Genomic DNA, 24,740 nt, shown 5'->3' with positions numbered 1-24,740 from the left:
GGGCCGCGCGGGAAAGTGTCGGGTGAAGGGGGCCTCGCATGCGGCGATTGTCCCCCGGCGGGTGCCGGCGGGCATATGCAACCGGTTGGGATTGTGCGAAGTTCACCCGTGATGACCATTCGTTCCGCGCTGCGCACCTTGCGATTTCCCGTTCTTGCCGCTGCCCTCGTGGCGGTGCCGATGCCCGCCATGCAGGTGTCCGCCCAGGCCGAAAGCTTTCCCGATTACCTGCAGGAAGTGGCCGCGCACGCCCGGGCGGCGCGGGTCAGCGAAAATGCGATCACCAGCGTTCTGGCGGGTCTGACCCCCAACCAGCGGGTGATCGACCTGGACAACACGCAGCCCGGCAGTCGTGGCGGACCGCCGGCGCTGGCCCCCTACATCGCCCAGCATGTCGCCCCGTCGATCGTGGCGCGCGGGCGGGCGCAGTATACTGGCCTGGGGTCGCTATTGCCCCAGATCGAGCGGCGCTATGGCGTTCCCGGGCCGATCCTGCTGGCGATCTGGGGACATGAGACCAACTACGGCAGCTACGTCGGCGATTTCGACCTGGCGCGCTCGCTGGCGACGCTGGCGTGGGAAGGCCGGCGCCGGGATCTGTTCGAGGGCGAGCTGATCGCCTTGATGAAGATGGTGGATCGCGGCGTCCCGCGTTCGCAGTTGAAGGGCAGCTGGGCGGGTGCGTTCGGGTATCCGCAGTTCCTCCCCAGCGTCTATCTGCGCCTTGCCGTAGATGGTGACGGGGACGGGCGCGCGAACATCTTTTCCAGCCCGGCAGATACCGTGGCATCCATCGCCAATTACTTTCGCGATGCCGGGTGGCGTCCCGGCCAGCCCTGGGGCGTACGCGCGGCGGTGCCCGCCGGCTTCAACGTGCCGGCGTATGCCAGCAAACTGTCTTCGCCCACATGCCCGCAGGTGCATGCCCGCCATTCTCAATGGAAGACCATATCGCAATGGCGCGCGCTCGGCGTGACGCCGCTGGGCGCCGTCGGCGGAGATGTGCTGACGTCCCTGTTCCAACCGGATGGGCCGGGAACACCGGCTTATCTGTTAACCGGTAATTATCGGGTCATCCTGCAATACAATTGCTCGAACTACTACGCCATGTCCGTGGGGTTGCTTGCAGATGAGATTGCCCGTTAACCGTATCGCGCCCTTCGCAGCGCTGTGTATCCTGAGCTCTGGCGCGGTGTTTGCCGCAGAGCGTGTGCCTGCGCCATCCCCGCCCCCGACTGGTCCTGCTGCGGATTATCCGATGGTGGTGGGTGAGCCCTTCACCATCGGCAGTACCGTTTGGACCCCGGCAGACCAGCTCAATTATGATGCGGTGGGTAACGCCATCGTCGGGCAGGGCACGGGCGTGACCGCCGCACACAAGACGCTGCCCTTGCCTAGCTACATCGAGGTTACCTCGCTCGATACCGGCCACACGATCCTCGTTCGCGTGGAGCGACGCGGGCCGATGACCAACGATGCGCTGGTCGAACTGTCGCCAGATGCCGCGCTGCAACTGGGGATCGCACCCGGCGCCAAAAACACGCAAGTTCGCGTGCGCCGCGTCAATCCGCCCGAGCAGGAGCGGGCGCTGCTGCGCGCCGGCGGTCGCGCGCCCGAACGCATGGCGACACCGGAAGGGCTCCTCAAGGTGCTGCGTCGCAAGGCTGCCGATCAGTCGCCACTGCTCCCTGCGCCGGCTAACAATCAAGCGGCGCCACGGCCCGCCATGCCTTCGCCGCCGTCTCAAACGGCCAGCGTGACAAGGCCGATCCCCCCCGCTCCCGTTACGACCAAGCCTGCCAGGCCTGCGCCCACACCTGTGCGCCATAGCGAACCCGCGCCGCCTTCGCCCGCCGCCAAGCCGGCACCGGCGCCGGTTGCCAAGGCACCCAAGCCAGCGGCCCCCAAGCCCGCCCCAGCGCCTGCAGCGGATCCCGCGAAAGGCAACTTTACCGTCCAGGTCGCGGCGTTCTCGTCCGACGCCTCGGCGCGTAAGGTCGCCAAGGCGTTGGGTGGCAGCGTATCGCAATCCGGCAAGTTCTGGCGGGTGCGGCTGGGTGCGTTCACAAACCGTGCACAAGCTTCCGCAGCGCTGGAGAAGGCCAGGCGCGCAGGGTATAGCGACGCGCGAATCCTCCGCGCGGACTGAGCTTCACGGTCGTTCCCGCGCGGTGCCAGGCGCAAACGCGCGGGAGAGTACTGAGTTGAAGTTGTTTTCCAAAGTCCTGTCGCTGGCCGTGCTGATCGCGCTGCCAGCTGCAATGGCAAGCGGCGCGCCGTCGCCAGCGATCCGCATACCGGCACCGCCGGCCCAGCTTGCCACGATCCCGGTCAGCCTGCTCGTCGATCTCGGGTCGGGGCAGGTGCTGGAGCAGCGTCACCCCGACACGCCGTTCCTGCCGGCCTCGGTGACGAAGGTGATGACCGCCTATGTCGCATTCGAGGAAATCGGTGCAGGCCGCCTGAGCCTCGACCGCCAGTTTTCCGAGCGTCCCGAAACGCAGAAGGAATGGTTCGCCAAAGGCACCAACATGTACATCACCGTCAAGGATCGCCCGACCACGCGCGATCTTCTGCACGGGATCATGACCGCGTCCGCCAACGACGCCGCGATCGTGCTGGGCGAGGGCTATGCTGGCAGCGTCCAGGGGTGGGCCGCGAAGATGAACGATGCGGCGCGCCGTCTTGGGATGACGCGCAGCCACTACAACACGCCCAACGGCTGGATGGACGAAGGCCACACCTACGTCACGGCCAGCGATCTGGTGCGTCTGGCAGACGCGATGATCACGCGCTATCCCGACCTCTATCGTGAGTTTTCCGGCCACAAGCACTGGTTCTGGCGCGACGTCGCGATGCGCAGCCATGACCCGACGGTGGGCGTGGTGCCTGGCGCTGACGGTATTAAGACCGGCTATACGCGCGAAGCGGGCTACAACTTCCTGGGAACCGCGGAGCGCGGGGGGCGTCGCCTGGTGATGGTGCTCGCCGGCTCGCCGCTGCCCAAGGTGCGCGATGAAGCGGCAAAGGCGCTGTTGGAATGGGGCTTTGCGGCGTGGGACACGCGCCACTTGTTCGACCAGGGGCAAACTGTCTTGCAGGCGCGGGTACAGGGCGGGGACGCGCGCACCCTGCCGCTCGTCGCCAACCGCGAAGTGCATGCCACGATCCCGCGCGGCAGCCATCCCGGCATCACCTTGGCGGTGCATTATCGCGGCCCTATCGCGGCGCCGATCCGCAAGGGTGATCAGGTGGGCGAGCTTGAAATCCAGGTTGCCGGCCTCGCACCCGGCCGGGTGCCGCTTTATGCCGGGCGCGACGTGGGGAAAGCCGGAAAGCTGGACAGGCTTCGCAACGGCCTTATCAACCTGTTCTCATGAGCAGGGGGCACTTCATCGCGCTCGAAGGCGGGGAGGGGGCGGGCAAATCGACGCAGGCCCGCTTGCTTGCGGATGCCTTGCGCAATCGTGAGATCGAAGTCGTGACGACCCGCGAACCGGGCGGAACCGCGGGGGCGGAAGCGATCCGCAGCCTTTTGTTGGACGGCGTAGCGGGCGATGGCGGCGAAAGCTGGAACCCGCGTGCCGAAGCGCTGCTGTTCGCCGCTGCCCGGTCAGACCATGTGCACCGGCTGATCCGACCCGCACTGGCGCGCGGCGCCTGGGTGATCTGCGACCGGTATCTCGATTCAAGCCGCGCGTATCAAGGCGGCGGCAGCGGCTTGTCCGACGCTGACCTGCTTGAACTGCATCGCATCGGCAGCGAGGATCTGCTGCCCGACCTGACGCTGCTGCTGGATGTTTCACCGGATGTTGCGATGGAGCGACTGGCAAGGCGTGATAGCGGCGGCGCAGACCGTATCGGCGGGCGCAGCGCCGCGTATCATGCCCGCGTGGCCGAGGGGTTTTTACGCTTTGCGCAGGCCGAGCCAGCCCGCTTCAGCCGCGTTGATGGCGATGGCGATGCGCAAGCCACGCATGCCCTCGTGCTTACCGCTGTTGCGCCTTTACTGACGTGAACGCATCCACCGCCTTCATTGGCCAGGATGCCGCGTGGGCGGAATGGTGCGCCGCTGTCGGCTCCGAACGGATGCACCATGCCTGGCTGCTTGCCGGCGCCAAGGGGCTTGGCAAGCGGGCCTTCGCGCGGGCAGCTGCGGCGGAACTGGTGCGCGCCACGGGAGCCCCAGCACCGGACGTGTTGTCGCACCCGGATATCCATATCCTGGACGCGCAACCCGCCAACGACGACGAGGCGAAGAAGAAGGCGGAAGGCCGACCTTACCAGACCAAGCGCAACATCAGTGTCGATCAGATTCGCGGCATAATACGGCGCTTGGCCACCAAGCCCACGCTGGGCGATCGGCGGGCGATCATCGTCGATCCTGCGGACCATCTGGAAAAGGGTGCCGTAAACGCCCTGCTCAAGGTTCTGGAAGAGCCGCCGGCGGGCACGTATTTCCTGCTGATAGCGGATCAGCCCGGCCGCCTGTTGCCCACTGTCCGTTCGCGCTGTCGCATCCTGCGTCTTGCACCGCTGGATGCCGAGACGCTTGATGCGGTAATCCGGCGCGACATTCCCGCCGCGGACGTCGCGACCCGCACAGCAGCCATCGCTGCTGCGCATGGGGCGCCTGGTATCGCTCTCGATTTCGTCGAGCACGATCTGCGCGCCATGCATGATCTGATGCAGCGCATACTCGCTCAGGGCGATGCGCAGTTTTATTTACGCGGGGCCCTTGCAGACGCCATCGGCGCGCGCCCTTCTCGTGATCGGCAAACCGCCGTGCTGGAACTGGCAAGGGCCGTGCTGGTCCATGCCCTGCCCACCGCCCCGCGCGATCAACAGGGACGCATCATCGACGCGCATGGCAAGCTGGCCGAATTGTCCGGGCAAGCCGCAACCTTCAATTTCGATGCAGGGCTGCTCATTATGGAAATTGGCGGCTTGCTGGCATCCGCTGCCGCCCCTAGAGAAACCAGACGCTAGACCTGCCAGCCAACTATCGGAAAGCGCGACGCCACATGGGCGAGCCCTATTATATCACTACCGCCATCAGTTACCCCAATGGACGACCCCATATCGGGCACGCCTACGAAGCGATCGCCGCCGACGTCATCGCTCGCTTCAAAAAGGCCGAAGGCTACGACGTTCGCTTCCAGACCGGCACGGACGAGCATGGTCTGAAGATGGCCCAAAAGGCCCGCGAACTCGGCACCACGCCTGCGGCCTTGGCTGACGAGATGTCTGCGTATTTCAAAGATATGTGCGACGCATTGAACATCGATTATGACGTGTTCATTCGCACCACCGAGCCGCGCCACCATGCCGCCACGCAGGATTTGTGGCGGCGAATGGAGGCTGCGGGCGACTTGTACCTTGACCGGTACGAAGGATGGTACTCGGTTCGCGACGAGGCCTATTACGACGAAAGCGAACTGACCACGGGGGAGGACGGGACCAAGCGCTCGCCCCAAGGCACACCTGTGGAATGGACCGTCGAGGAATCCTGGTTCTTCCGGCTTTCCAGGTACCAGGACAAGTTGCTCGATCTCTACAGTTCCCACGATTTCATCCGCCCTGAAAGCCGACGCAACGAGATTCAGCGGTTCGTCGAAGGTGGTTTGCGCGACCTCTCCATTTCTCGCACCAGCTTTGATTGGGGCGTCAAAGTGCCCACGACCCAAGGCGCGGATGATCGCCACGTCATGTACGTGTGGGTCGATGCCTTGACCAATTACCTGACGGGACTTGGTTTTCCCGATAAGGACGATGCCTTCGCGAAGTTCTGGCCCGCTGACGTTCATCTGATCGGCAAGGACATCGTGCGCTTTCACGCGGTCTACTGGCCGGCCTTCCTGATGAGCGCCGGGCTGGCCGTGCCCAAGCAGGTGTTCGGGCATGGATTTCTGCTCAACCGGGGGCAGAAGGAGTCGAAATCGCTGGGCAACGTGACCGATCCGATCGGATTGTCCGAAACCTTCGGCGTAGATGCCCTGCGCTATTTCCTGATGCGCGAAGTTGCGTTCGGGCAGGACGGGTCATGGTCTGCAGACGCGATCGTGGTGCGCACAAACGCCGAGCTGGCAAACAGCTTCGGCAATCTGGCGCAACGCAGTTTGTCCATGATTTTCAAAAATATAGGCGGCGAACTCAAGGTGATTTCCCAGATCGCCACTGCGGACGCCGCGCTGTTGTCCGTGGTAGCGCAAGGCATTGCGGATCTTCGCACGGCGTTTGCCAACTTCGATTTCAGCAATGGCTTGGAAGCATGGATGAGGGCGGTCTTCGCCTGCAACCAGTATGTCGATGAACAAGCGCCATGGGCCCTGCGCAAGACAGACCCGGCGCGGATGGAGACCGTGCTGATCACGCTCTTCCGCGCCGTTCGCGATCTTGCGCTTGCCGTGCGCCCGGTGGTGCCGACCGCGATGGACAAGTTGCTCGACCAGATGGGGCAGCCGGCAGATAAACGCGATTTTTCAGCGCTTTCAGATCGTGCGTGGTATGAAGCGCTCGTCTCATCCGGATTTAGAGTCGAGCAGCCGGTGGGCGTATTTCCGCGCCTGGAAATGCCGGAAGGCGCGATGGCCTGATGCTGATCGATTCGCATTGCCATCTGGAATACGAAGGCCTGGTGGACGATCAGGCCGCCGTGCTTGATCGGGCGCGCGCAGCAGGCGTCAAAGGCTTTCTGAACATATCGACCCGGCAACGCGAATGGGCGAACGTGATCGCCACCGCAGAGCGGGAACACGATGTCTGGGCCTCGGTCGGCATCCACCCGCATGAAGCCGACCAGCATGCCGACCTGGGCGAGGGCGCATTGCTGGATGCCGCCGCCCACCCACGCGTAATCGCGATCGGCGAAACCGGCCTGGACTATTACTACGACAAGTCCGACCGTGACGTGCAGCAGGCCTTGTTCCGCACGCACATCGCAGCGTCGCGGCGCACCGGCCTGCCCATCATCATCCACACGCGCAACGCCGAAGATGACACCGCACGTATTCTGGCAGACGAGTTGGCGAAGGGGCACTTTCCTGCGCTGATCCACTGCTTCACCGCCAGCGCGCAGTTCGCCCGGACGGTCCTTGATCTGGGACTGACTATCAGCATCTCGGGCATTGTGACATTCAAGAATGCCAAGGACTTGCAAGGCATTGTTGCAACGATTCCTGCCAATCGCCTCTTGGTCGAAACAGACTCGCCGTTCCTTGCGCCAGTCCCGCATCGCGGCCGGACCTGCGAGCCGGCGTTCACGGCAGACACAGCCCGCTTTGTGGCCAACCTGCGCGGGGTAAGCATCGAGCAACTTGCGCAGGGCACCACGCGCAATTTCTTCACGCTGTTTTCAAAGGCGAAGCCGGCGTGAAGGTCACCATCCTTGGCAGCGGAACATCCACCGGCGTGCCTCGTCTCGGCGGCGAGGATGGGGGTGCGGACTGGGGTTTTTGCGACCCGGGGAACCCCCGCAATCGCCGTAGCCGGGTGTCCATCCTCGTGGAAAGCGACGCTGGTGCGCGCATTCTCGTAGACACGCCAACGGATTTGCGCGCCCAATTCCTGGCAAATGACATTCACCGCATCGACGCCGTGTTCTGGACCCATGATCATGCCGATCACTGCCACGGTATCGATGATCTGCGACCGCTGCGCTATGGCCGCGCCGGTCCGATACCCGGCTTCGCGGAAGCAGAAACCGTTCGCCGACTGCGGCAGCGTTTTGGGTATGTGTTCGCGGGTCAGTATGGCTATCCGACGCTGATTTCGCTCGAAAACCTCGATACCTTGCGGCTGTGCGAAGGGTTTCGGATCGGCCATGTGCAGATGCCGCACGGACCGGTGGAATCGACTGGATTTAGGTTCGATAACGACGGAAAATCAGTTGGTTACGCCACGGACTTTAGTCAGATAACGACGGCCATGATCGATCTGTTCTATGGCTGCGATGTGATGATAGTGGATTGTCTGCGCCGCGAACCGCATCCAACGCATGCGCATCTGGCGATGGCGCTGGAGCTTGTGGAAACGTGCGGTGTACGAAATGCAGTGCTGACGCATCTGGACAAGAGCATGGATTATGCAACGCTTAGCGCGCAAGTGCCGCCGCACGTAAGCGTTGGCTATGATGGGCTGGTGATCGCGGCATGATGACGCAAGGCACGATGATCGTTTCGATCATAGCCATCGTAGGATGGCTGATCTTGGTTCTGCGCAATCGAAACATCCGGCAAATGGGAACGACCAAGGCGATCAAACTGATGGCGATCTGGGCCGCGATCATCATCGCTACGGCTGTGATCGTACATCTGCTGATCAAGACCATCGCCGGGTGAACGCAGTCTCGCATCACACTGGCCTGACGCCACTTTACATAATCTTCATTATCGATCGTACATGACTGAAGTATCGGTAACCCCAATCGCCCGTCTCCTGTCCATCATGGCGCGGCTGCGTGATCCCCAGACCGGCTGCGAATGGGATCGCGCGCAGACGTTTTCGTCGATTGCGCCCTATACGATCGAGGAGGCCTACGAGGTCGCGGACGCGATAGCCCATGATGACATGGCGGCGTTGCGTGACGAGCTTGGCGATCTGCTCCTCCAAGTGGTGTTTCACGCCCGTATCGCGCAGGAATCTGGCCACTTTACCTTCGACGATGTTGCCGATGCCATTTCCAGCAAGCTGGAGCGTCGCCATCCGCACATCTTCGGAGACGATACCTCTGGTGACCCCCAAGCCGAGCGATGGGAAGCTTTGAAGGCCAAGGAGCGCGCGGCGAACGGCGCAACAAGCGCGATGGACGGCGTGGCAATGTCATTGCCTGCGTTGATGCGGGCGGAAAAGTTGCAGAAGCGCGCCGCCCGCGTCGGGTTTGATTGGCCCGAACCCAGCGGCGCTGCGGCAAAGGTTCTCGAAGAGATCGAAGAGCTCGCTCAGGCCGGCCCGGACGACAAACTTGAAGAAGCGGGCGATCTACTGTTTGCCGCCGTCAATCTGGTGCGCCTGAACGGCCTGGCCCCGGAAGATGCCCTGCGCGCCGCCAACGCAAAGTTCGAGCGTCGCTTCCGCGCTATGGAGGCGATTGCCGCCGGGCAAGGCAGTCAATTCGCGGCGCTGTCATTGGACGAGCAGGAAGCACATTGGCAGGCGGTCAAACGAGCGGAAAAAACCTCGGACGGCTGATTTCAACCGCCCGATCGTCACATCACAGTGACCCGAACCGTCCGAATTCACGCTGTGACAAGCGGACGTCCAGCCTCAACTCGGGGCCATTTTGGCCGGTCCCTGCGTCCTTTTCGGAAATCACTTCGCCGCGTGCGTGAAGGAATGCAAGGCGCTGTCCGTCCGCTGCCGGGATGACGAACGTGTGCACTTTGGCATCCTGCGTCAGCGTGCGGCTCGCCAGGTCCAACAGCGCCTCGCAACCCTCACCTGTCAACGCGGAAACCGCCGCGATCGTTTCATCGTGGCGATGCGCCATCGCGTCTTTCAGCAACTGCGCCTGATCGGGTGGCAGGATGTCCCATTTGTTCCACACCTCGATGATCGGGATGGGCTTGGTATCGCTGCCCTCCCCCTCTTCCAAGGTTTCGCCATCTGCGCTGGCAACGCCAAGATCGGCCAGCACGGCCAGAACCTGCCGTTTTTGCGAATCCGTATCCGGATTGGCGATGTCTCGGACATGCACGATCACATCGGCGGCGGTAACTTCCTCCAGCGTGGCGCGAAATGCGGCGACCAGCTGCGTCGGCAGGTCGGAAATGAAACCCACGGTGTCCGACAGGATCGCCTTTTCCAGCCCCGGCAACCGTATTGCCCGCATGGTCGGATCCAGCGTGGCGAACAGCAGGTTTTCCGCCATCACGTTCGCGCCGGTCAGGCGATTGAACAGTGTGGACTTGCCCGCGTTGGTATACCCCACGAGCGCGATGACCGGCCACGGCGCCTTTTCGCGCCGATCCCGATGAAGACCGCGCGTGCGGCGCACCTGTTCCAGTTCCCGGCGGATCTTGGCCATGCGATCGCGAATGAGGCGACGGTCCGCCTCAATCTGTGTTTCGCCCGGACCGCCCAGGAACCCGAAGCCGCCGCGCTGGCGTTCAAGGTGCGTCCAGCTGCGCACGAGCCGACCGGCCTGGTAATCAAGGTGCGCCAGCTCAACCTGCAGGCGCCCTTCCGCCGTGGCCGCGCGTTCACCGAAGATTTCCAGGATCAGTCCGGTGCGGTCGATGACCTTGCGCTTCAGCTTGTCTTCGAGATTGCGCTGCTGGATCGCGGTCAGCGAGCCATCGACGATGACCAGTTCTGCCTCGTTCTGCTCACACGCGGTTGCAATGTTCTGGATCTGGCCTTCACCGAACAGCGTGCCGGCGCGCGGTTCACGGATGACAATGGCGAGCGCGTCGACCACTTCGAGGCCGATCGCCAGCGCCAGACCGCGCGCTTCTTCTAGCCGCGCCTCGGTATCAAGGTCGCGGCGGCCACGCATTTGCGGATAAGCGACGAGGGCCCGCGCGCCGCGCGTGACCTCGCCTGTTGTTTCATCGTTCAAGTCGTTCAGCTTCTCTCTTTAATCGTCGGCGTCTTCATGCGCCTGAAGGTCGACCGGAGTCACGGGCTGAATCGTCGAGACGGCGTGCTTGTAGGCCAGTTGCACATAGCCTTCCCGCTCCAGCAGCATACAGAACAGGTCATACGCGGCGACCCGGCCCTGGAGCATTACGCCGTTGATCAGGAACATCGTGACCTGAACGGCGGCGCTGCGGATGCTGGACAGGAAAACGTCCTGCAAGACACGGGTTTTCTTGGGATTTTCGGGGCCGTTGGTGAACTGGCGCGCATCGACCGGGGTCGAGGGCATGATCGTGGAAATCGCATGCTTGTACACGAGCTGCGATTGGCCATCCCGGCGCAACAGGATCGAGAAGTTATCGAACCAGGTGACGATGCCCTGCAGCTTGACGCCCTTGACCAGGAACATGGTCACCGGAGTCTTGTTCTTGCGCAGCAGATTGAGGAACTGATCCTGCAGGTTCTGGACCCCACCCTTACCCGACGGCGCTGGCGTTGCCGGGGCGGCATGAACAACCGGTTCCGGCGCGGGTGGCGGCGTGGGCTTTGGACGCGCAGTGAGGGTACGACCGGCCATATCGATGCTCCTTCTTTTTGGCGGCCACTTATGCGGTCCGCATTCTGGCCGCGGTAAACCCGAAGCCGTTGTCGATTCGAAATCTACCTCTTTGCTGCAATGCAGTAAACGGACATTTTGTAGCGACCGTGTTGCATATACCGAAACTTAGAGAGGTTCATCCAGGTCTTCACCCTCGCGGCGTTCGGACATGCCGAGCAGTTTCAGTTTACGATGCAGCGCTGAGCGCTCCATGCCGATGAAAGCGGCGGTCTTGGAAATGTTGCCGGAAAACCGGCGGATCTGGACGCGCAGGTACTCCCGCTCGAAGCTTTCGCGCGCTTCGCGCAGCGGCGCGCTCATCATCACGGTCGCCCCGCCTTCACCGCCGCCACGGCTGTTGAAAATTTCCGGAGGCAGCATGTCGGCCTCGATCCGGGCCAGCTTTTCGCGCGGCGCCATGATGACGGTGCGCTCGACAACATTACGCAACTGGCGCACGTTTCCGGGCCATTCGTAAGCCTGAAGCGCTGTCATCGCATCGATACTGACCTGGGGCGGCGCGACCCCTTGCTCGTTCGCATAGCGCGCGAAAAAGTGGTCGACGAGCGCGGGAATGTCCTCGCGCCGTTCCCGTAGCGCCGGGATGGTGACGGGCACCACGTTGAGCCGATAGAACAAGTCTTCGCGGAAACGCCGCTCGGCAATCTCCTTCTCCAGATCGCGAGAGGTGGACGACACCACCCGCACGTCTACCCGGATCTGCCGCGTGCCACCTACGCGGACGAAGGCCTGGTCGGTCAGCACCCGCAGGATGCGCGCCTGCGTTGATAGCGGCATGTCCGCCACTTCATCGAAATACAGCGTGCCGCTGTCCGCCGTTTCCAGCAGACCGGCGCGGATCAGAGCACCATCGGCTTCCTCGCCGAACAGTTCCTGTTCGAAGCGTTCGGGCGTGATCCGCGCCGAGTTGACGCTGACGAAGGCGTTGTTGGCGCGCGGGCTCCACGCGTGAAGTAGACGGGCCGCCACCTCCTTGCCCGAACCCGCAGGGCCCGTGATCAGCAGACGGCTGCCGGTGTTAGCCACGCGCTTCAAGGTGCCGCGCACCTGGTTGATCGCGCCGCTCGAGCCGGTGAACTCCTCGCTGATGCCGAGTGCCTGGCCTTGCTTGAGCTGCTGGTTCTCGCGCCGCAACCGTTCCGTCTCGGTCGCCCGCGCAACGAGATGCAGCAGCTTTTCGGCCTCGAACGGCTTTTCGATGAAATCCACCGCGCCGCGGCTGATCGCGGCGACGGCGGTGTCGATATTGCCATGCCCGGAAAAGATTATGACCGGCAATTCCGGTTCGCGCGCCTTGATGGCGTCGAGCACCTCAAGCCCGTCCATCGGACTGCCGTGGAGCCACACGTCAAGCAGCACAAGCGAGGGGCGCCGCGCGTCGACGGCTGCGATCGCGGCGCCGCTGTCGCCAGCGGTACGGCAATCGTACCCTTCGTCGCTCAGCACGCCAGCGACCAGTTCGCGAATGTCGCGTTCGTCATCGACGATCAGAATGTCGAGAGCCATGGACCTGTCTTCTTCGTCTGGTGGGAATGGGTTTGGAAAGCAGCGGCGATCATTGTGCCGCTTCGGGTTTGCGCGTTTGTGCCTCGTTGCTCATGGGATTGTGAGCGAAGCGCATCGTCACTGTGGTGCCGCCACCTTGCGCGGGCGTGAACGTCATCTCGCCGCCGTGTTCCTCGATGATCTTGTTGACTATCGCCAGGCCAAGGCCGGTGCCTTTTTCGCGCGTGGTGACATATGGTTCGATCAACCGCTCCTTGTCCTGCGACAGGCCGATGCCGTTGTCCCTCACCGACACCAGGATCGCGCGGTCGTCCTCACGCACCTCGACGTGGATTGCCCCGCGATATTCAGGGGCGCTCTCGCCGCGCGATTCAGCCTCCTTGGCCTTGGCTTCGATGGCCTCGACCGCGTTCTTGAGGACGTTGGTCATGGCCTGGCCGAACTGATGGCGATCGCAGTCGATCATCTCCACATCCGTGTCGCTGGCAAAGCTGAAGGCGATGTCAGGGCGCGCCACTTCCTGCAGAAACAGCGCCTGGCGGGTGAGTGAAACCGGGTCTTCGGCGCGAAACACCGGCTTGGGCAGACGCGCGAACGAAGAGAATTCATCCACCATCTTGCGAAGTTCACCCACCTGCCGAATGATCGTGCGGGTGAGGTCCTGGAACAACTCCGGATTGTCGGTGATCTGCTTGAGATAGCGACGGCTGAGGCGCTCGGTCGCGAGCTGGATCGGAGTGAGCGGGTTCTTGATTTCATGGGCGATGCGCCGGGCGACGTCGGACCAGGCAGCGGTGCGCTGATCGAGCAACTGGCGCGTGATGTCCTCAAACGTGATGACGTGGCCGGTGGCGTCGCGACTGGTCTTGACCGCAAGCGTGAGCAGATCGTTGCCGCGATTGTACTGGACGATCCCCCCGGCCGAGCCTTGTTCCAGCATGACGGCGATGGCCGGTGCGAGGTCTGCGATCGGCAGACCTTCGGGCGGGCTTTCGCGCCGGTCGGTGAGCAGCTTTTGTGCTGTGCTGTTCATCAGCAGGATGCGCCCCTGCGCGTCGAGCGAGATGATGCCGGAAGTCACCGAACCCAGCACCGCTTCGATGAAGGCGCTGCGTTCGTGCAGCTGTGCGTTGGCGCCCAACAGCGCCTGCGTCTGCTTGTCGATCTGCGCTGTCATGCGGTTGAACGCGCGGTTGAGCAGGCCGATCTCGTCGGAACCGGTGCGCCCTTCGATGCGCAGGGCGTAATTGCCTGCGCCCACACTGCGTGCAGCGTCGACCAGCTCATAAAGCGGCGCCACCTGTCGGTCGGCAAACCGCAGCGCGAACCACACCGCCAGGCCGACCAGCGCCAGAGATGCCACGAACAGCGCCACATTGAAGCGCAACTGCAGCACCCGCGCCCGGCTGGTCAGAACTTCATAGGCCTGGACGATGTTTTCCGCACGCTGCCCCTGCCCCAGCGACAGCAGGTCGGAACTTCGGATGACCAGCAGGTAGACACCGGACGATCGATCGATCGGCGCGGCTGATACGATGCGATTGTCCTTGGCGGTGGCGACATAGGGCTCGCCCTCACCAAGCCGAGTCAACACTTCGCGACTGATGCGGTTGTTTTCGGATTTGCCGTCCGGGTCGACGATAATCGGCGTGCGCTGATTGCCCTTGCCGTCGACCTGGATGATCGCCGCGACGCTGAGGTTGCGGCGCACCACCTGATACGACAGGAACGCCTGAAATTCGCGGCTGGCGACTGGATAAGCGGCGAGATATTCTGCCGAATTCTGGGCCATCGCTACGGATTCGTAGCCGACGTCGCGCAAGGTCTGCTCGTAGTATCCGCGCGCCAGCTTGTTGGCGTTTTCCAGAAGGCCGCGCGAACTGTCGGAGAACCAGAACTCCACACCGGACTGGAACAGCCAGGATGCGAATACCACCACCAGCAGCGTGGGAATCGCCGAAATCACGGAGAAGAAGAACACCAGCCGCACGTGCATCTGGCCGGTTCCGCCGATCGTTTCGGCCGCGCGTCGCAACGCGATGTGGCGACCCAGCAACACCAGGATCGACATCGCCGGAACCAGCGTGCCAACCAGCAGGCTTGCGGTGACGTTGGAGGGCAACAGCTCGCCACGATTACCGCTGGAGGTCAGCGCCACCACCGTGATCGCTGACATGATGACGAAAGCCGCCACCGAAACGACCGCCATGACCGCGAAAAAGTTCGCACGGCGCGCAGCAAGCTGCATCCGCCGCCACCAGCGTGGCCATACCCGCTTTCGAACCACGCCATCCATCATCGTTGCGTCTCTACCACAGCACTGTGGCTATGCTGCAAGAGGAAATCCACGAGCGCACGTCTATGAACGACGAGCGAAGTCTTCGGGATCGAGCGCAAGTTCGCCCAAGCGCTTGCGCAAGGTGTTGCGATTTATCCCCAGCGCCTGCGCGGCGCGCAGTTGATTGCCGGCGGTATCGCGCAAAACTTCGGCAAACAGCGGGCGCTCGAACGCAGCCATCGCGCTGTCGTAGATGGTGCCGTTGGCCGGTCTGTGCGTGGCAAGCCAGTGCGCTACCGCGCCCGCAATGTCGCCGGGTGCGCCGTCGGCATTTGCCTGGGTGTCGGTTGTCAGGAGCGGGGTGATGGTATCGACGTCTATCACGTCCTCGCGCGCCAGCAGCGCCAGCCGGTAAATGAAATTCTTGAGTTCGCGCACGTTCCCCCGCCACGGTTGCGCCGCCAGAAGATCGGAGCCTTCGCGGGTCAAGCGGCGCCTTGGAAGCCCTTCGTTAGCCGCGTGCTGCAGGAAATGGCGGGCCAACGCGTCGATATCATCGGGTCGGTCACGCAGCGGTGGCATGTGGATGGGCACCACGTTGAGCCGATAATATAGATCTTCGCGGAACCGGCCCGCAGCGATTTCGGGCTCCAGATCCTTGTTGGTGGCCGCGATGATGCGGGTATCGAGCCGGATCTCGTCGCGTCCACCCACCCGGCGCACCGTACCCGATTGCAGCGCGCGCAGCAGCCGGGTCTGCGCCTGCATCGGCATGTCGCCGATCTCGTCAAGGAACAGGGTGCCACCTGCCGCCTGCTCGAACTTGCCGACATGGCGCGCGACCGCACCGGTAAAGGCGCCCTTTTCGTGACCGAACAGCTCGCTTTCGATCAGCTCGGCAGGAATTGCGGCCGTGTTTACGGCGATGAACGCCCCTGCCTGGCGATGCCCTAGCTGATGGATCGCTTCTGCCACCAGTTCCTTGCCGGTGCCGGATTCGCCCAGGATCAGCACTGTAAGGTCGTTGCGCAGCACACGGGTGATCATGCGGAAGACCGACTGCATCGCCGCGCTGCGCCCGACCAGCGGCAGCCCCTGCCCCAGCGGTTCGCCGCCGTCTGCGCCCGCGTCCTGCGTAGCGCCGGCTGCTTGCCGCACGGTGCGGGCCAGTTCGTCGATGTCGAAAGGTTTTGGGAAGTATTCGAACGCCCCGGTGTCCGTCGCCCGCACCGCTGTATCTAGGGTGTTTTGCGCTGACAGGATCACGATCGGCATAGCGGGATGACGCGTACGCACCCGCCCGATCGTCTCGATCCCGTCGCCGTCGGGCAGCATCACATCGGTGACCAGCGCCGAAAAACTGCGGCTTTCCAGCTCCCGGTCGCGCTGCGCGATCGACGTGCAGTGGGTTACCGCAAAACCTTCATGCTCCAGCGCCGCGGTGATGACGATGGCGATGGACATATCGTCCTCGACCAGCAGTACACCTGTCATATCGACACTTTCTTCGCGCGTGGGCGCGGCTGCGGGGCCAGCGGCAGGTGAATGCGAAAGTGCGTCATGCCCGTATCGTCGTTGCGCTCATGTGTGATCCGCCCCTTCATGTCGCGCACCAGCTTGCGTACCAGCGGCAACCCAAGGCCCTGACCGGCCTTCTTACTGGTCACGAAGGGCTCGAAAATATGGTCGCGCATCCCCGGATCGATCCCCGGCCCATTGTCGCTGACGCGCACTTCGATCGGCAGGCGCAGCGGCGCGCCGTCGTCGCCGGTCTGCAACTGGAGACCGCTGGCAAAGCGGGTGCGGATCACCACGCGCGGATCGCGCGCCTCTTGCGACGCTTCCACTGCGTTGGACAACAGGTTGATCATCACCTGCACCAGCCCGTCCGGGCTGCCCAGCACTGGCGGCAGCGAGGGGTCGAATTCCTCGATCAGCTTGAAGCGGCGGCCATTTCCGCCATTGGCGGCATCCAGCACGTCGATCGCCCGCCGCGCAGCCTGGTGCAGGTTGCACGGCTCGACCGGGGGCGTAGTGCGTCCGCTCAGCTTTTGCATGCGCTCGATCAGCGCAGCGATGCGGTCCACCTCGCCAGTGATAAGGTCGGTCAGCGCGCGGTCTCGCGCGTCCACCTTACGGCCCAGCAGCTGCGCCGCGCCGCGAATGCCGGCCAGCGGATTCTTGATCTCGTGGGCCATGATCTCGGGGCCGCGCAGCACGGCGTTGTCCGGCCCTCCCGCGTCGTCGCCAAGCGCGTCGGTGGCGCTGTTGTCATGGATGGTCACCACTTGCCAGCCCGGCGCGTCGGCCACCGGCGCGACGTTGATGTCGATCCGCCGCACGCCCATGCCCTTGATCTGAACGACGACTTCGCGCGCGGACACCGGGGTGTCGGAGTGCGACAGGCGCTCCAGCAGGCGCGGATCGGAAATCGCCAGAATGTCGCGCAGGCGCTTGCCGGTCATGCGCCGGGCGGATTGTCCGAAGAACTGCTCGGCGGCCTGGTTGAGCGCCGCGATGGTGCGGCCCGATTCCAGCAATATCACCGCATTGGGCAGGCTGGCCAGCAGCCGCGACGCATCCGGAATGTCAGCCGCGACCGGGGAGTTCATGCCGCCTGCAGCTGCCCGCCGCGGGTGTCGCAATAGGGGGCATAGAATTCCGCAAGCTGGCGCAGCACCTCGTCAGGATCGGAAATGAAGTTCACCTTGTTGCGGAATTCCGCCGACCCGCGAACGCCCTTGATGTACCAGCCCAAGTGCTTGCGCGCCATGCGCACCCCCGTATCCGCGCCGTAATGCGCCAGCATATCCTCATAGTGACGGCGAATGATGGCGTACTGCTCGGCAATGGTGGGATCGGCGGCCACCGGTTGGCCGCGCCACCACTGCATGACCTGCGCCAGAAACCAGGGTCGGCCGTACGATCCGCGCCCGATCATCACCCCGTCCGCGCCCGATTGTTCAAGCGCCTGGGCGGCATCGTCCACCGTGCAGATGTCGCCGTTGACGATGACCGGGATCGATACCGCATCCTTGACGCTGCGCACGAACGCCCAGTCCGCCTCGCCCTTGTACATCTGGTTGCGGGTGCGGCCGTGGACGGTAATCATCTGCGCGCCCAGATCCTGCGCGATGCGAGCAAGTTCCGGCGCGTTCAGGCTATCGTGGCACCAGCCCATGCGCATCTTGACGGTGACGGGCACCTTTACCGCCTTTACCGTCGCCTCGATCAGCCGGGTGGCGAGCGGGATCTGCCGCATCAACGCCGAGCCTGCATCGCCGTTGACGACCTTGCGCACCGGACAGCCCATGTTGATGTCAATGATCGCAGCGCCCCGATCTTCCACCAACTTGGCCGCTTCGGCCATCTGGTCAGGCTCGCAGCCCACCAGTTGCATCGAGACGGGATCTTCCATCTGATCCCACATCGCCTTCTGCAGCGATACGCGCGTTTCGCGGATGGCAGCGGGGCTGGCGATCATCTCGGTGACGTTCAGGCCCGAACCGAAGCCGCGCACCATCCGCCGGAACGGCAGGTCCGACACGCCCGTCATCGGCGCCAGGATGACCGGACAATCGATCGTAACGGGACCGACATGGATGGGCTTCAAGGCCGGCGGGGTGGGTAGTGATGCCATGGTTGCGTCAATACTGCCTAAAAAACAGGCAGCGCATAGTGGATTGCCCTTGGCTCGGCAAGCGATTACCGGCCTGTCGCATGTCGCAAATCGTGTCAAAGCCCACAAATCCGGCGACCGCCGCGCTTATCGTCGCTGCTGGGCAAGGCCTGCGCGCCGGGCAGGCGGTGCCCAAACAGTTTGCACTGTGGCGCGGCAAGCCGGTGGTCCGCCATTCCGCAGAGGCGCTGGCGGCGGCTGGCTGCGATCCGATCCTGGTGGTCATTCCCGAAGGTTCGGAAGGACTGGCCCGAGAGGCGCTAGCCGGCATCGCCGTGCGATTGACGGTAGGGGGCGCAAGCCGTCAGGAGTCCGTGCGGCTCGGGCTGGAGGCGCTCGCCGCCGATGCGCCGGAGCGCGTGTTGATCCATGACGCCGCGCGGCCCTTAATACCCGCCGCCGTCATCGCAAGGTTGCATCGCGCGCTGGACGATTACGCAGCGGCCATACCGGTGCTGGCGGTCGTCGACAGTCTTGCACATGCGTCGGGCGCCTTAATGGGCCAGCCCGCCCGGCGCGAAGACCTGCGGCGGGTGCAGACCCCGCAAGCTTTTCGGTTCGCGCCCATCCTTGCCGCGCATCGCGCGTGGCAAAGTGCCAGCAATGCCGGGGACGACGCGCAGGTCGCGCAGGCTGCGGGCATGGACGTCGCGCTCGTCGAAGGGGACGAAACCTTGCACAAGCTGACCTATGCCGCCGATTTCGCCCCTGCCCGGCCGCCCATCCGGATCGGCACTGGTTATGACGTCCATCGGCTCGAAGCAGGCGAGGTGTTGTGGCTGTGCGGGGTTCGCATCGCCCACACGCACGGCCTGTCCGGCCATAGCGACGCTGATGTGGCGATTCATGCGCTGGTGGATGCGCTGCTCGGCGCGATCGGTGCCGGCGACATCGGCCAGCATTTCCCGCCCAGTGATCCCCAATGGAAAGGCGCCGCGTCCGACCGTTTTCTGGCGCATGCAGCCATGCTGGTGGCGCAGGCCGGCTATGCGCTGGCGAACGCGGACGTTACGATCATCTGCGAGGCGCCGAAGATCGGCCCGCACCGCGAAGCCATGCGCGCGCGCCTGGCCCAGATCCTGGGCGTTGACATCGCCAGCATCAGCGTCAAGGCAACGACTACCGAGAGGCTGGGCTTCACCGGCCGCGCCGAGGGGATCGCGGCGCAGGCCGCCGTAAGCCTCGTTCTCACCTGACAAGCGTGCGGCAAGGAGCTTTATCTATGCGTGCATTTTCACAAGCCACCGCTTTCGTCTTCGCGCTTTTGCCCACAGCGGCGATGGCTGCCGAGCCCGTCTGCCTGACCAAGGCGGAAGCCACGTCGCTGGTGGCTTACGCGCTGCCCCAAGCGATCAACGGCACCGCCAAGCGCTGTGCCGCATCTTTGCCAGCGACCGCATTCCTGCGCACGCGCGGACCCGCGCTGGCTGCGCGCTATGCGGGGCAAAAGGATCGCTACTGGCCGCGCGCCAAGCCCGCTCTGTTGCGCACCCTGGCAGCGCAGGATGCCGGATCGGCCCGCACGATGGCGTCCCTGCCCGACGAATCGCTGCGCCAGATCGCGGACGTTTTCGTGGAAGGTTTCGTCTCGCAGCGGATCGCCGTGCGCTCGTGCAAGTCACTGGACCTTGCGATCGACCTTCTGTCCCCCCTTCCCCCAGAAAACACCGCCGGCCTTATCGCGCTCACACTGGATGTGGCGGGCTCCGCCGACCCCCGGTTCGGCAAGATCACCCTTTGCCAGGATTGAGGATCACCATGGCCACCGACATGTCGTTTCCCGAAGACCTGGCGGCGCTCGCCGGGCGAGTCATCGCCGAAAACAAGGCTATCGGGCGCACCGTGGCGCTGGCGGAAAGCTGTACCGGCGGGCTGGTGTGTGCTGCGCTCACAGAAATTCCCGGCTCCTCGGCGGTGCTGGATCGCGGTTTCGTGACCTACTCAAACGAAGCCAAGCAGGAAATGCTGGGCGTTCACCCGGACCTGATCGATTCGTTCGGTGCAGTGTCCGCCGCCACGGCTTGGGGCATGGCGCAAGGCGCGATCAAGCACAGCCGCGCCGATATTGCGGTCGCGATCAGCGGTATCGCCGGGCCCGATGGCGGCACGGAACTGAAGCCGGTAGGGACGGTGGTATTCGCGTGCGCCCTGCGCGGGCAAGACGTGGTCCAGGCCGAGCAGAAATTGCTGGACGGTCGTACGCGCTCCGAAATCCGCCATCAGGCGGCGATCATCGCCCTGGAACTGCTGCTGCCCTGACGTTCGCCGGTCCACGCCGCTTAGCCAGCCGGCGCGGTCCCATATAATTCCGACGCGCGCGTTTCAAACGCGGCCACCATCTTGCGGAAAGCCTTGTCAAAATACTGGCCCGCAAGCCGCTCGAACAATACGTTGCGGAAGGTGAACTTCACGTCGAATTCGATATCGCAGCTATGCGCGTCTACCGGATGGAAGGTCCAGCGATTGTCGAGGTCGCGCATCGGTCCATCGACGTAGGCCACCCGGATTTCCGAAGGCCGGGTCTTTTCGACGCGCGAGGTGAACTTTTCGCGCAGCGCCTTGAAGCCCACGAGCATGTCGGCGATCATTTCGTGGCCGTCATCGGACTTTACCCGGGTAGCGACAACCCAGGGCAGAAACTCCTGATACCGGCCGACATCGGCGACGAGGTCGAACATCTGTTCCGCGCTGTATGGCAGGCGGCGCGTTTCGTGGATACCCGGCATGTCAGACCTTGGCGTGCTGCTTTCGGGCGAGCAACGCTTCACGCGCCGCGCGCATCTGCGCAAAATCGTCTCCGGCATGGTAGCTGGAACGGGTCAGCGGCGAAGAGGCAACCTGCAGGAACCCCTTGGCGCGCGCGATGGCACCATAGGCCTTGAAGGCCTGCGGGGTGACGAATTCCTTCACCTCGGCATGCTTGGGGGTGGGACGCAGATACTGGCCCATCGTCAGGAAATCGATATCCGCGCAGCGCATGTCGTCCATGACCTGGTGCACTTCCAGGCGTTCCTCCCCCAGCCCCAGCATGATGCCGGACTTGGTGAAGATCGACGGATCGTGGCGCTTCACTTCCTCAAGCAGCCGCAGCGATGCGTAATAGCGCGCACCGGGACGAATGGTGGGATACAGGCGGGGCACGGTTTCGAGGTTGTGGTTGTAAACGTCAGGCCGGGCCGCAACGATCGCTTCGACCGCGCGCTGCATCTTGTTGCGAAAGTCCGGCGTCAGGATCTCGATCGTGGTGGCAGGCGTCGCCTTGCGCAATTCCTCGATCACCTTGACGAATTGCGAGGCGCCGCCGTCCGGCAGGTCGTCCCGGTCCACCGAGGTGATGACGATGTGTTCCAGCCCGGTCTTCAGCGCCAGTTCGGCAACGTTGGCAGGCTCTGCCGGGTCGACCCGCCCGGGCATGCCGGTCTTGACGTTGCAGAACGCACAGGCCCGCGTGCAGGTATCGCCCAAGATCATCACCGTGGCGTGCTTCTTGGTCCAGCACTCGCCGATGTTGGGACATGCGGCTTCCTCACACACAGTGTTGAGCTTGAGATCGCGCATCAACTGGCGCGTCTCGCCATAGCCCTTGCTGGTAGGCGCCTTGACGCGAATCCAGTCGGGCTTGCGCTGGCGGGCTGGCGTGCCCTCTGGTGCGGGCACGGAAGACAGATCGTTCATGACGCCCAGATAGTCACACCAACGCCACCTTGCCAGCACGAATATCCCGATTAAGGGAATGACGCATCTTCCCGCGTAGAAGGACCTGACCATGACAGACGTGCTTGATACCCTGCTTGATGGCTACCGCCGGTTTCGCAACACCGGGTGGACCCCGCATCGCGAACGCTGGGCGCAGTTGGGCCAAGGCCAGGAACCGCAAGTGATGGTCATCGCCTGCTCGGACAGCCGCGTCGACCCAACCCAGATCTTCGACGTCGATCCGGGCACGATCTTCGTGGTGCGCAACGTGGCCGCGCTGGTGCCGCCTTTCGAAACCACGCCCGGCCTTCACGGTGTTTCCGCGGCGCTGGAGTTTGCGGTGCAGGTTCTCAAGGTGAAGGAAATCGTGGTTATGGGCCACGGTCTGTGCGGCGGCTGCAAGGCTGCCTTGACGCAGGACCTGAAAGGCACGGAACCGGGCCAGGGCGGTTTTATCGCTGACTGGATTTCGATGCTGGACGATGCTCGCAAGCCCGTAGCCCATGAACACGGCACCACTGGCCGCGATGCGGAACGGGCGATGGAACTCGCCGCCGTCAAGGTCAGCCTGGAAAACCTGATGACCTTCCCGTGCGTGCGCAGCAAGGTCGCCAGCGGAGACCTCACTTTGCGCGGGGCGTTCTTCGCCATTTCCGATGGCGTGCTGCATCTGCTGAACGACGCCAGCGGCGAGTTTGCGCCTGTTTCCTAAAACACGCGCGTGAAACAAAAGGGGCGACGGTTTCCCGTCGCCCCGATCATTGCTTATCGCACTGAAAGCGGTCAGTTGGCGGGTGCAGCCGGCGCAGCGGCGGCAGCCGGGGCGGACTTGCTCTTGGCATAGGCCGACCACAGCTTGGCCACCGGCTGGCGGGTGCCGTTGACTTTGGCGAAGTTCGCCTCGGCATCGGCGTACTTGCCCTGCATCGCCTGCGCCATGCCAAGCCGCAGCGCCACCTTGTTTGCGTCGACGCCGGGCATCGACATGGCCTTGGTGTAGAATGCCTCGGCCTTGGCCGGCTGGTCGTAGCTCAGGAACACGTCGCCAGCGCCAACCACCGTCGCGCCGGTGGCGCCCGGCTTGTTCGCATCACGCTCGGTCGAGGCCAGCGAAGCCTTGTCGCTCGCGACGCGGCTTTCGGTATTGGCCTTGTCCGGCACGTCGGACGCGCTCAGCTTGCCCTTGGCAATACCGTCGTTGGTGACCTTGGTCGCCTCACCCGGGAACGCGCGCGGATCCACGTTGTCGAGATATTCCAGATAGTCCTGCTTGTCCTTCATCGCACCGGTCAGGAACATCAGGCGCATGAGGTCGAGGTTCTGGTCACGCGGCAGCGATGACAGCTGGCGTACGACTGCGATGGAAGTGTTCCAGGTCGAGGGATAGTACTGCGCCAGCATCGCGGCATATTCGGTCGACGGGGCCAGCTGCTTGGCGCTGTACGCTTCCTGCAGCGCGTTGCGCAGCGCCGTTTCCGAAGGCGCCGTGCCCCTGGCCTGTGCCGCAGTGATTTCGTCCTTAGTCATCTGCATGGCAGCGCCGGCGTTACCCGAACGCTTGTATGCATCCGCAAGCACGGCATCGAGTTGCCCCGTCGAATCGACATAGGCGGCGTCCTTGGCTGCCTTGAGATACTTCGCCGCGTTGGCGAAATCCTTCAGCTGATACGCGGTAAGGCCGGCATCGTAGTTGACCGCGCCAACATTGGCGGCGGTCAGCTTGCCGCTGTCCAGCATCATCTGATTGCCGCGCTGCTTGAAAGCCAGATCGTTAGACAAAATGCCGTAGTTGCGCATGAACGAGCCCAGGGCGCTCTTGTCGTCAGGCGTGCTTGCCGCGGCTTCCGCAGCGGTGAACGTGGCCTTGGCATCGCCGCCGACGGCCGCATCGAAGGTCTGCTTTGCGGCGGCGCGATCGGCATCGGTCGCCTTGGGCGGCAGCTTTGCGGTGGCTTCGGTCATCGCCTTTTCGATCGGTCCGGCAACCTTCACGAACGCGGGGGAATACGCGCCGCCAGCTGCAGCCTTTTCCTTCTTGGCGGCCATGGCAGGGGTGGCGACGACCGCCAGACCGCTGGACAGCGCCACGGCAAGGGCGATACGGGAAACAAGGAATTTGCGAGCCATTACGGCATCTCCTCTCAAGACACACAAAGTCCCGCAACTGCGCGGGACCCCAGGAAACAAAAACGGACGCCGGTTTGACGGGGATTTGAACCCTTGGCAACCTCGCCCTAAAGATTGCTTTGCGCCACTTAACGCGCATTGAACGCAATTCACCGCATGCATTCAGGTTCCCGACCGGACCTGTGATCCGTAAATGTGGAAAAGGGCGCATAGCGAAGGTGCCCGGGCACGGTTCCGGTGGCCTTTCGCGGCGGCAT

24 protein-coding genes are annotated in these 24,740 nt (G+C 63.6%); 14 read left to right on the top strand and 10 right to left on the bottom strand.

The features are described 5' to 3' along the window. Positions 1 to 111: 111 nt before the first annotated feature. The 10 genes from ASE49_RS17360 (at position 112) to mazG (ending at position 9,189) form a co-directional block, all read left to right on the top strand. Positions 112 to 1,146: a lytic murein transglycosylase gene (locus ASE49_RS17360; protein ID WP_056775550.1), complete on the top strand. Its 1,035-nt coding sequence runs from the start codon at positions 112 to 114 to the stop codon at positions 1,144 to 1,146. Further along, positions 1,130 to 2,149 (top strand): SPOR domain-containing protein, encoded by a 1,020-nt coding sequence (locus ASE49_RS17355; protein ID WP_056775546.1) that lies wholly within the window; start codon positions 1,130 to 1,132, stop codon positions 2,147 to 2,149. Before ASE49_RS17360 ends, ASE49_RS17355 begins: the two co-directional genes overlap by 17 nt. A gap of 55 nt (positions 2,150 to 2,204) precedes the next feature. Next, the gene (locus ASE49_RS17350; RefSeq protein ID WP_056775544.1) at positions 2,205 to 3,380 is read left to right on the top strand and encodes a D-alanyl-D-alanine carboxypeptidase family protein; all 1,176 of its coding nucleotides are present in this window, start codon (positions 2,205 to 2,207) and stop codon (positions 3,378 to 3,380) included. Beyond that, the gene (tmk, locus tag ASE49_RS17345) at positions 3,377 to 4,018 is read left to right on the top strand and encodes a dTMP kinase (RefSeq protein WP_056775541.1); all 642 of its coding nucleotides are present in this window, start codon (positions 3,377 to 3,379) and stop codon (positions 4,016 to 4,018) included. The genes ASE49_RS17350 and tmk overlap by 4 nt, the downstream gene beginning before the upstream one ends. After that, positions 4,015 to 4,989: a DNA polymerase III subunit delta' gene (locus ASE49_RS17340; protein ID WP_056775537.1), complete on the top strand. Its 975-nt coding sequence runs from the start codon at positions 4,015 to 4,017 to the stop codon at positions 4,987 to 4,989. The genes tmk and ASE49_RS17340 overlap by 4 nt, the downstream gene beginning before the upstream one ends. 35 nt (positions 4,990 to 5,024) lie before the next feature. Further along, entirely contained in the window at positions 5,025 to 6,596 is a 1,572-nt protein-coding gene (gene metG / locus ASE49_RS17335; protein WP_056775535.1) for a methionine--tRNA ligase, read from the top strand. After that, positions 6,596 to 7,375 carry a TatD family hydrolase gene (locus ASE49_RS17330; protein WP_056775531.1) on the top strand — a complete coding sequence of 260 codons (780 nt, stop codon included), beginning with the start codon at positions 6,596 to 6,598 and terminating at the stop codon, positions 7,373 to 7,375. The genes metG and ASE49_RS17330 overlap by 1 nt, the downstream gene beginning before the upstream one ends. Next, positions 7,372 to 8,154: an MBL fold metallo-hydrolase gene (locus tag ASE49_RS17325; RefSeq protein ID WP_056775530.1), complete on the top strand. Its 783-nt coding sequence runs from the start codon at positions 7,372 to 7,374 to the stop codon at positions 8,152 to 8,154. The genes ASE49_RS17330 and ASE49_RS17325 overlap by 4 nt, the downstream gene beginning before the upstream one ends. 14 nt (positions 8,155 to 8,168) lie before the next feature. Further along, a complete protein-coding gene (locus tag ASE49_RS17320) occupies positions 8,169 to 8,339 on the top strand; it encodes a hypothetical protein (protein ID WP_235523046.1) in 171 nt (56 codons plus the stop codon). Between the two features lie 61 nt (positions 8,340 to 8,400). Then, a complete protein-coding gene (mazG, locus tag ASE49_RS17315; RefSeq protein WP_056775528.1) occupies positions 8,401 to 9,189 on the top strand; it encodes a nucleoside triphosphate pyrophosphohydrolase in 789 nt (262 codons plus the stop codon). Between the two features lie 22 nt (positions 9,190 to 9,211). On the opposite strand, the gene hflX is transcribed toward mazG, so the two are convergent. The 7 genes from hflX to dusB form a co-directional block, all read right to left on the bottom strand. After that, positions 9,212 to 10,558: a GTPase HflX gene (gene hflX, locus ASE49_RS17310; RefSeq protein WP_056775525.1), complete on the bottom strand. Its 1,347-nt coding sequence runs from the start codon at positions 10,556 to 10,558 to the stop codon at positions 9,212 to 9,214. Positions 10,559 to 10,576: 18 nt separating this feature from the next. Continuing rightward, positions 10,577 to 11,155 carry an RNA chaperone Hfq gene (gene hfq / locus ASE49_RS17305; RefSeq protein ID WP_056775523.1) on the bottom strand — a complete coding sequence of 193 codons (579 nt, stop codon included), beginning with the start codon at positions 11,153 to 11,155 and terminating at the stop codon, positions 10,577 to 10,579. A gap of 147 nt (positions 11,156 to 11,302) precedes the next feature. Continuing rightward, entirely contained in the window at positions 11,303 to 12,703 is a 1,401-nt protein-coding gene (ntrX, locus tag ASE49_RS17300) for a nitrogen assimilation response regulator NtrX (RefSeq protein ID WP_056775520.1), read from the bottom strand. Positions 12,704 to 12,752: 49 nt separating this feature from the next. Next, positions 12,753 to 14,951: a sensor histidine kinase gene (locus ASE49_RS17295; RefSeq protein ID WP_056775517.1), complete on the bottom strand. Its 2,199-nt coding sequence runs from the start codon at positions 14,949 to 14,951 to the stop codon at positions 12,753 to 12,755. Positions 14,952 to 15,062: 111 nt separating this feature from the next. After that, positions 15,063 to 16,475: a sigma-54-dependent transcriptional regulator gene (locus tag ASE49_RS17290; RefSeq protein WP_056775515.1), complete on the bottom strand. Its 1,413-nt coding sequence runs from the start codon at positions 16,473 to 16,475 to the stop codon at positions 15,063 to 15,065. After that, on the bottom strand, positions 16,472 to 17,593 hold the full coding sequence (locus tag ASE49_RS17285; protein WP_056775513.1) for a two-component system sensor histidine kinase NtrB: 1,122 nt from the start codon (positions 17,591 to 17,593) through the stop codon (positions 16,472 to 16,474). Before ASE49_RS17285 ends, ASE49_RS17290 begins: the two co-directional genes overlap by 4 nt. Next, complete coding sequence (dusB, locus tag ASE49_RS17280) at positions 17,590 to 18,621, bottom strand: tRNA dihydrouridine synthase DusB (protein ID WP_056775510.1); 1,032 nt, start codon at positions 18,619 to 18,621, stop codon at positions 17,590 to 17,592. Before dusB ends, ASE49_RS17285 begins: the two co-directional genes overlap by 4 nt. Positions 18,622 to 18,701: 80 nt before the next feature. Here dusB and ASE49_RS17275 point away from each other — a divergent pair, with 80 nt between their 5' ends. From ASE49_RS17275 to ASE49_RS17265, 3 genes are read left to right on the top strand one after another with little or no spacing between them, the layout of a single operon-like run. After that, positions 18,702 to 19,856 (top strand): bifunctional 2-C-methyl-D-erythritol 4-phosphate cytidylyltransferase/2-C-methyl-D-erythritol 2,4-cyclodiphosphate synthase, encoded by a 1,155-nt coding sequence (locus ASE49_RS17275; protein ID WP_056775506.1) that lies wholly within the window; start codon positions 18,702 to 18,704, stop codon positions 19,854 to 19,856. Positions 19,857 to 19,882: 26 nt separating this feature from the next. Beyond that, on the top strand, positions 19,883 to 20,410 hold the full coding sequence (locus tag ASE49_RS17270; protein ID WP_056775504.1) for a hypothetical protein: 528 nt from the start codon (positions 19,883 to 19,885) through the stop codon (positions 20,408 to 20,410). An 8-nt stretch (positions 20,411 to 20,418) separates the two neighbouring features. Then, on the top strand, positions 20,419 to 20,919 hold the full coding sequence (locus ASE49_RS17265; RefSeq protein ID WP_056775502.1) for a CinA family protein: 501 nt from the start codon (positions 20,419 to 20,421) through the stop codon (positions 20,917 to 20,919). Between the two features lie 20 nt (positions 20,920 to 20,939). Here ASE49_RS17265 and ASE49_RS17260 read toward each other — a convergent pair whose 3' ends face one another. Together ASE49_RS17260 and lipA are read right to left on the bottom strand one after the other, a co-directional pair. Further along, entirely contained in the window at positions 20,940 to 21,386 is a 447-nt protein-coding gene (locus ASE49_RS17260) for a type II toxin-antitoxin system RatA family toxin (protein WP_056775499.1), read from the bottom strand. A gap of 1 nt (position 21,387) precedes the next feature. Next, positions 21,388 to 22,335 (bottom strand): lipoyl synthase, encoded by a 948-nt coding sequence (lipA, locus tag ASE49_RS17255; RefSeq protein ID WP_056775496.1) that lies wholly within the window; start codon positions 22,333 to 22,335, stop codon positions 21,388 to 21,390. A gap of 91 nt (positions 22,336 to 22,426) precedes the next feature. Here lipA and ASE49_RS17250 point away from each other — a divergent pair, with 91 nt between their 5' ends. Next, positions 22,427 to 23,068 (top strand): carbonic anhydrase, encoded by a 642-nt coding sequence (locus tag ASE49_RS17250; protein ID WP_056775493.1) that lies wholly within the window; start codon positions 22,427 to 22,429, stop codon positions 23,066 to 23,068. Between the two features lie 71 nt (positions 23,069 to 23,139). Here the strand turns inward: ASE49_RS17250 and ASE49_RS17245 are convergent, their stop codons facing one another. Next, entirely contained in the window at positions 23,140 to 24,483 is a 1,344-nt protein-coding gene (locus ASE49_RS17245) for a hypothetical protein (RefSeq protein ID WP_056775491.1), read from the bottom strand. Positions 24,484 to 24,740 lie beyond the last annotated feature (257 nt).

Source organism: Novosphingobium sp. Leaf2 (assembly GCF_001421325.1).
GTDB lineage: Bacteria > Pseudomonadota > Alphaproteobacteria > Sphingomonadales > Sphingomonadaceae > Novosphingobium.
The sequence above is the reverse complement of the archived record's forward strand: the minus strand, read 5'-3'. Positions and strand labels throughout refer to the sequence as shown.

What these genes read in the sequence shown, in the direction of transcription:
- ASE49_RS17360 (WP_056775550.1), top strand. Translation starts at nt 112, where the DNA reads ATGACCATTCGTTCCGCGCTGCGCACCTTGCGATTTCCCGTTCTTGCC.
- ASE49_RS17355 (WP_056775546.1), top strand. Translation starts at nt 1,130, where the DNA reads ATGAGATTGCCCGTTAACCGTATCGCGCCCTTCGCAGCGCTGTGTATC.
- tmk (WP_056775541.1), top strand. Translation starts at nt 3,377, where the DNA reads ATGAGCAGGGGGCACTTCATCGCGCTCGAAGGCGGGGAGGGGGCGGGC.
- metG (WP_056775535.1), top strand. Translation starts at nt 5,025, where the DNA reads ATGGGCGAGCCCTATTATATCACTACCGCCATCAGTTACCCCAATGGA.
- ASE49_RS17330 (WP_056775531.1), top strand. Translation starts at nt 6,596, where the DNA reads ATGCTGATCGATTCGCATTGCCATCTGGAATACGAAGGCCTGGTGGAC.
- ASE49_RS17320 (WP_235523046.1), top strand. Translation starts at nt 8,169, where the DNA reads ATGATCGTTTCGATCATAGCCATCGTAGGATGGCTGATCTTGGTTCTG.
- mazG (WP_056775528.1), top strand. Translation starts at nt 8,401, where the DNA reads ATGACTGAAGTATCGGTAACCCCAATCGCCCGTCTCCTGTCCATCATG.
- hfq (WP_056775523.1), bottom strand. Translation starts at nt 11,155, where the DNA reads ATGGCCGGTCGTACCCTCACTGCGCGTCCAAAGCCCACGCCGCCACCC.
- ntrX (WP_056775520.1), bottom strand. Translation starts at nt 12,703, where the DNA reads ATGGCTCTCGACATTCTGATCGTCGATGACGAACGCGACATTCGCGAA.
- ASE49_RS17295 (WP_056775517.1), bottom strand. Translation starts at nt 14,951, where the DNA reads ATGCAGCTTGCTGCGCGCCGTGCGAACTTTTTCGCGGTCATGGCGGTC.
- ASE49_RS17290 (WP_056775515.1), bottom strand. Translation starts at nt 16,475, where the DNA reads ATGACAGGTGTACTGCTGGTCGAGGACGATATGTCCATCGCCATCGTC.
- ASE49_RS17285 (WP_056775513.1), bottom strand. Translation starts at nt 17,593, where the DNA reads ATGAACTCCCCGGTCGCGGCTGACATTCCGGATGCGTCGCGGCTGCTG.
- dusB (WP_056775510.1), bottom strand. Translation starts at nt 18,621, where the DNA reads ATGGCATCACTACCCACCCCGCCGGCCTTGAAGCCCATCCATGTCGGT.
- ASE49_RS17275 (WP_056775506.1), top strand. Translation starts at nt 18,702, where the DNA reads ATGTCGCAAATCGTGTCAAAGCCCACAAATCCGGCGACCGCCGCGCTT.
- ASE49_RS17270 (WP_056775504.1), top strand. Translation starts at nt 19,883, where the DNA reads ATGCGTGCATTTTCACAAGCCACCGCTTTCGTCTTCGCGCTTTTGCCC.
- ASE49_RS17265 (WP_056775502.1), top strand. Translation starts at nt 20,419, where the DNA reads ATGGCCACCGACATGTCGTTTCCCGAAGACCTGGCGGCGCTCGCCGGG.
- ASE49_RS17260 (WP_056775499.1), bottom strand. Translation starts at nt 21,386, where the DNA reads ATGCCGGGTATCCACGAAACGCGCCGCCTGCCATACAGCGCGGAACAG.
- lipA (WP_056775496.1), bottom strand. Translation starts at nt 22,335, where the DNA reads ATGAACGATCTGTCTTCCGTGCCCGCACCAGAGGGCACGCCAGCCCGC.
- ASE49_RS17250 (WP_056775493.1), top strand. Translation starts at nt 22,427, where the DNA reads ATGACAGACGTGCTTGATACCCTGCTTGATGGCTACCGCCGGTTTCGC.
- ASE49_RS17245 (WP_056775491.1), bottom strand. Translation starts at nt 24,483, where the DNA reads ATGGCTCGCAAATTCCTTGTTTCCCGTATCGCCCTTGCCGTGGCGCTG.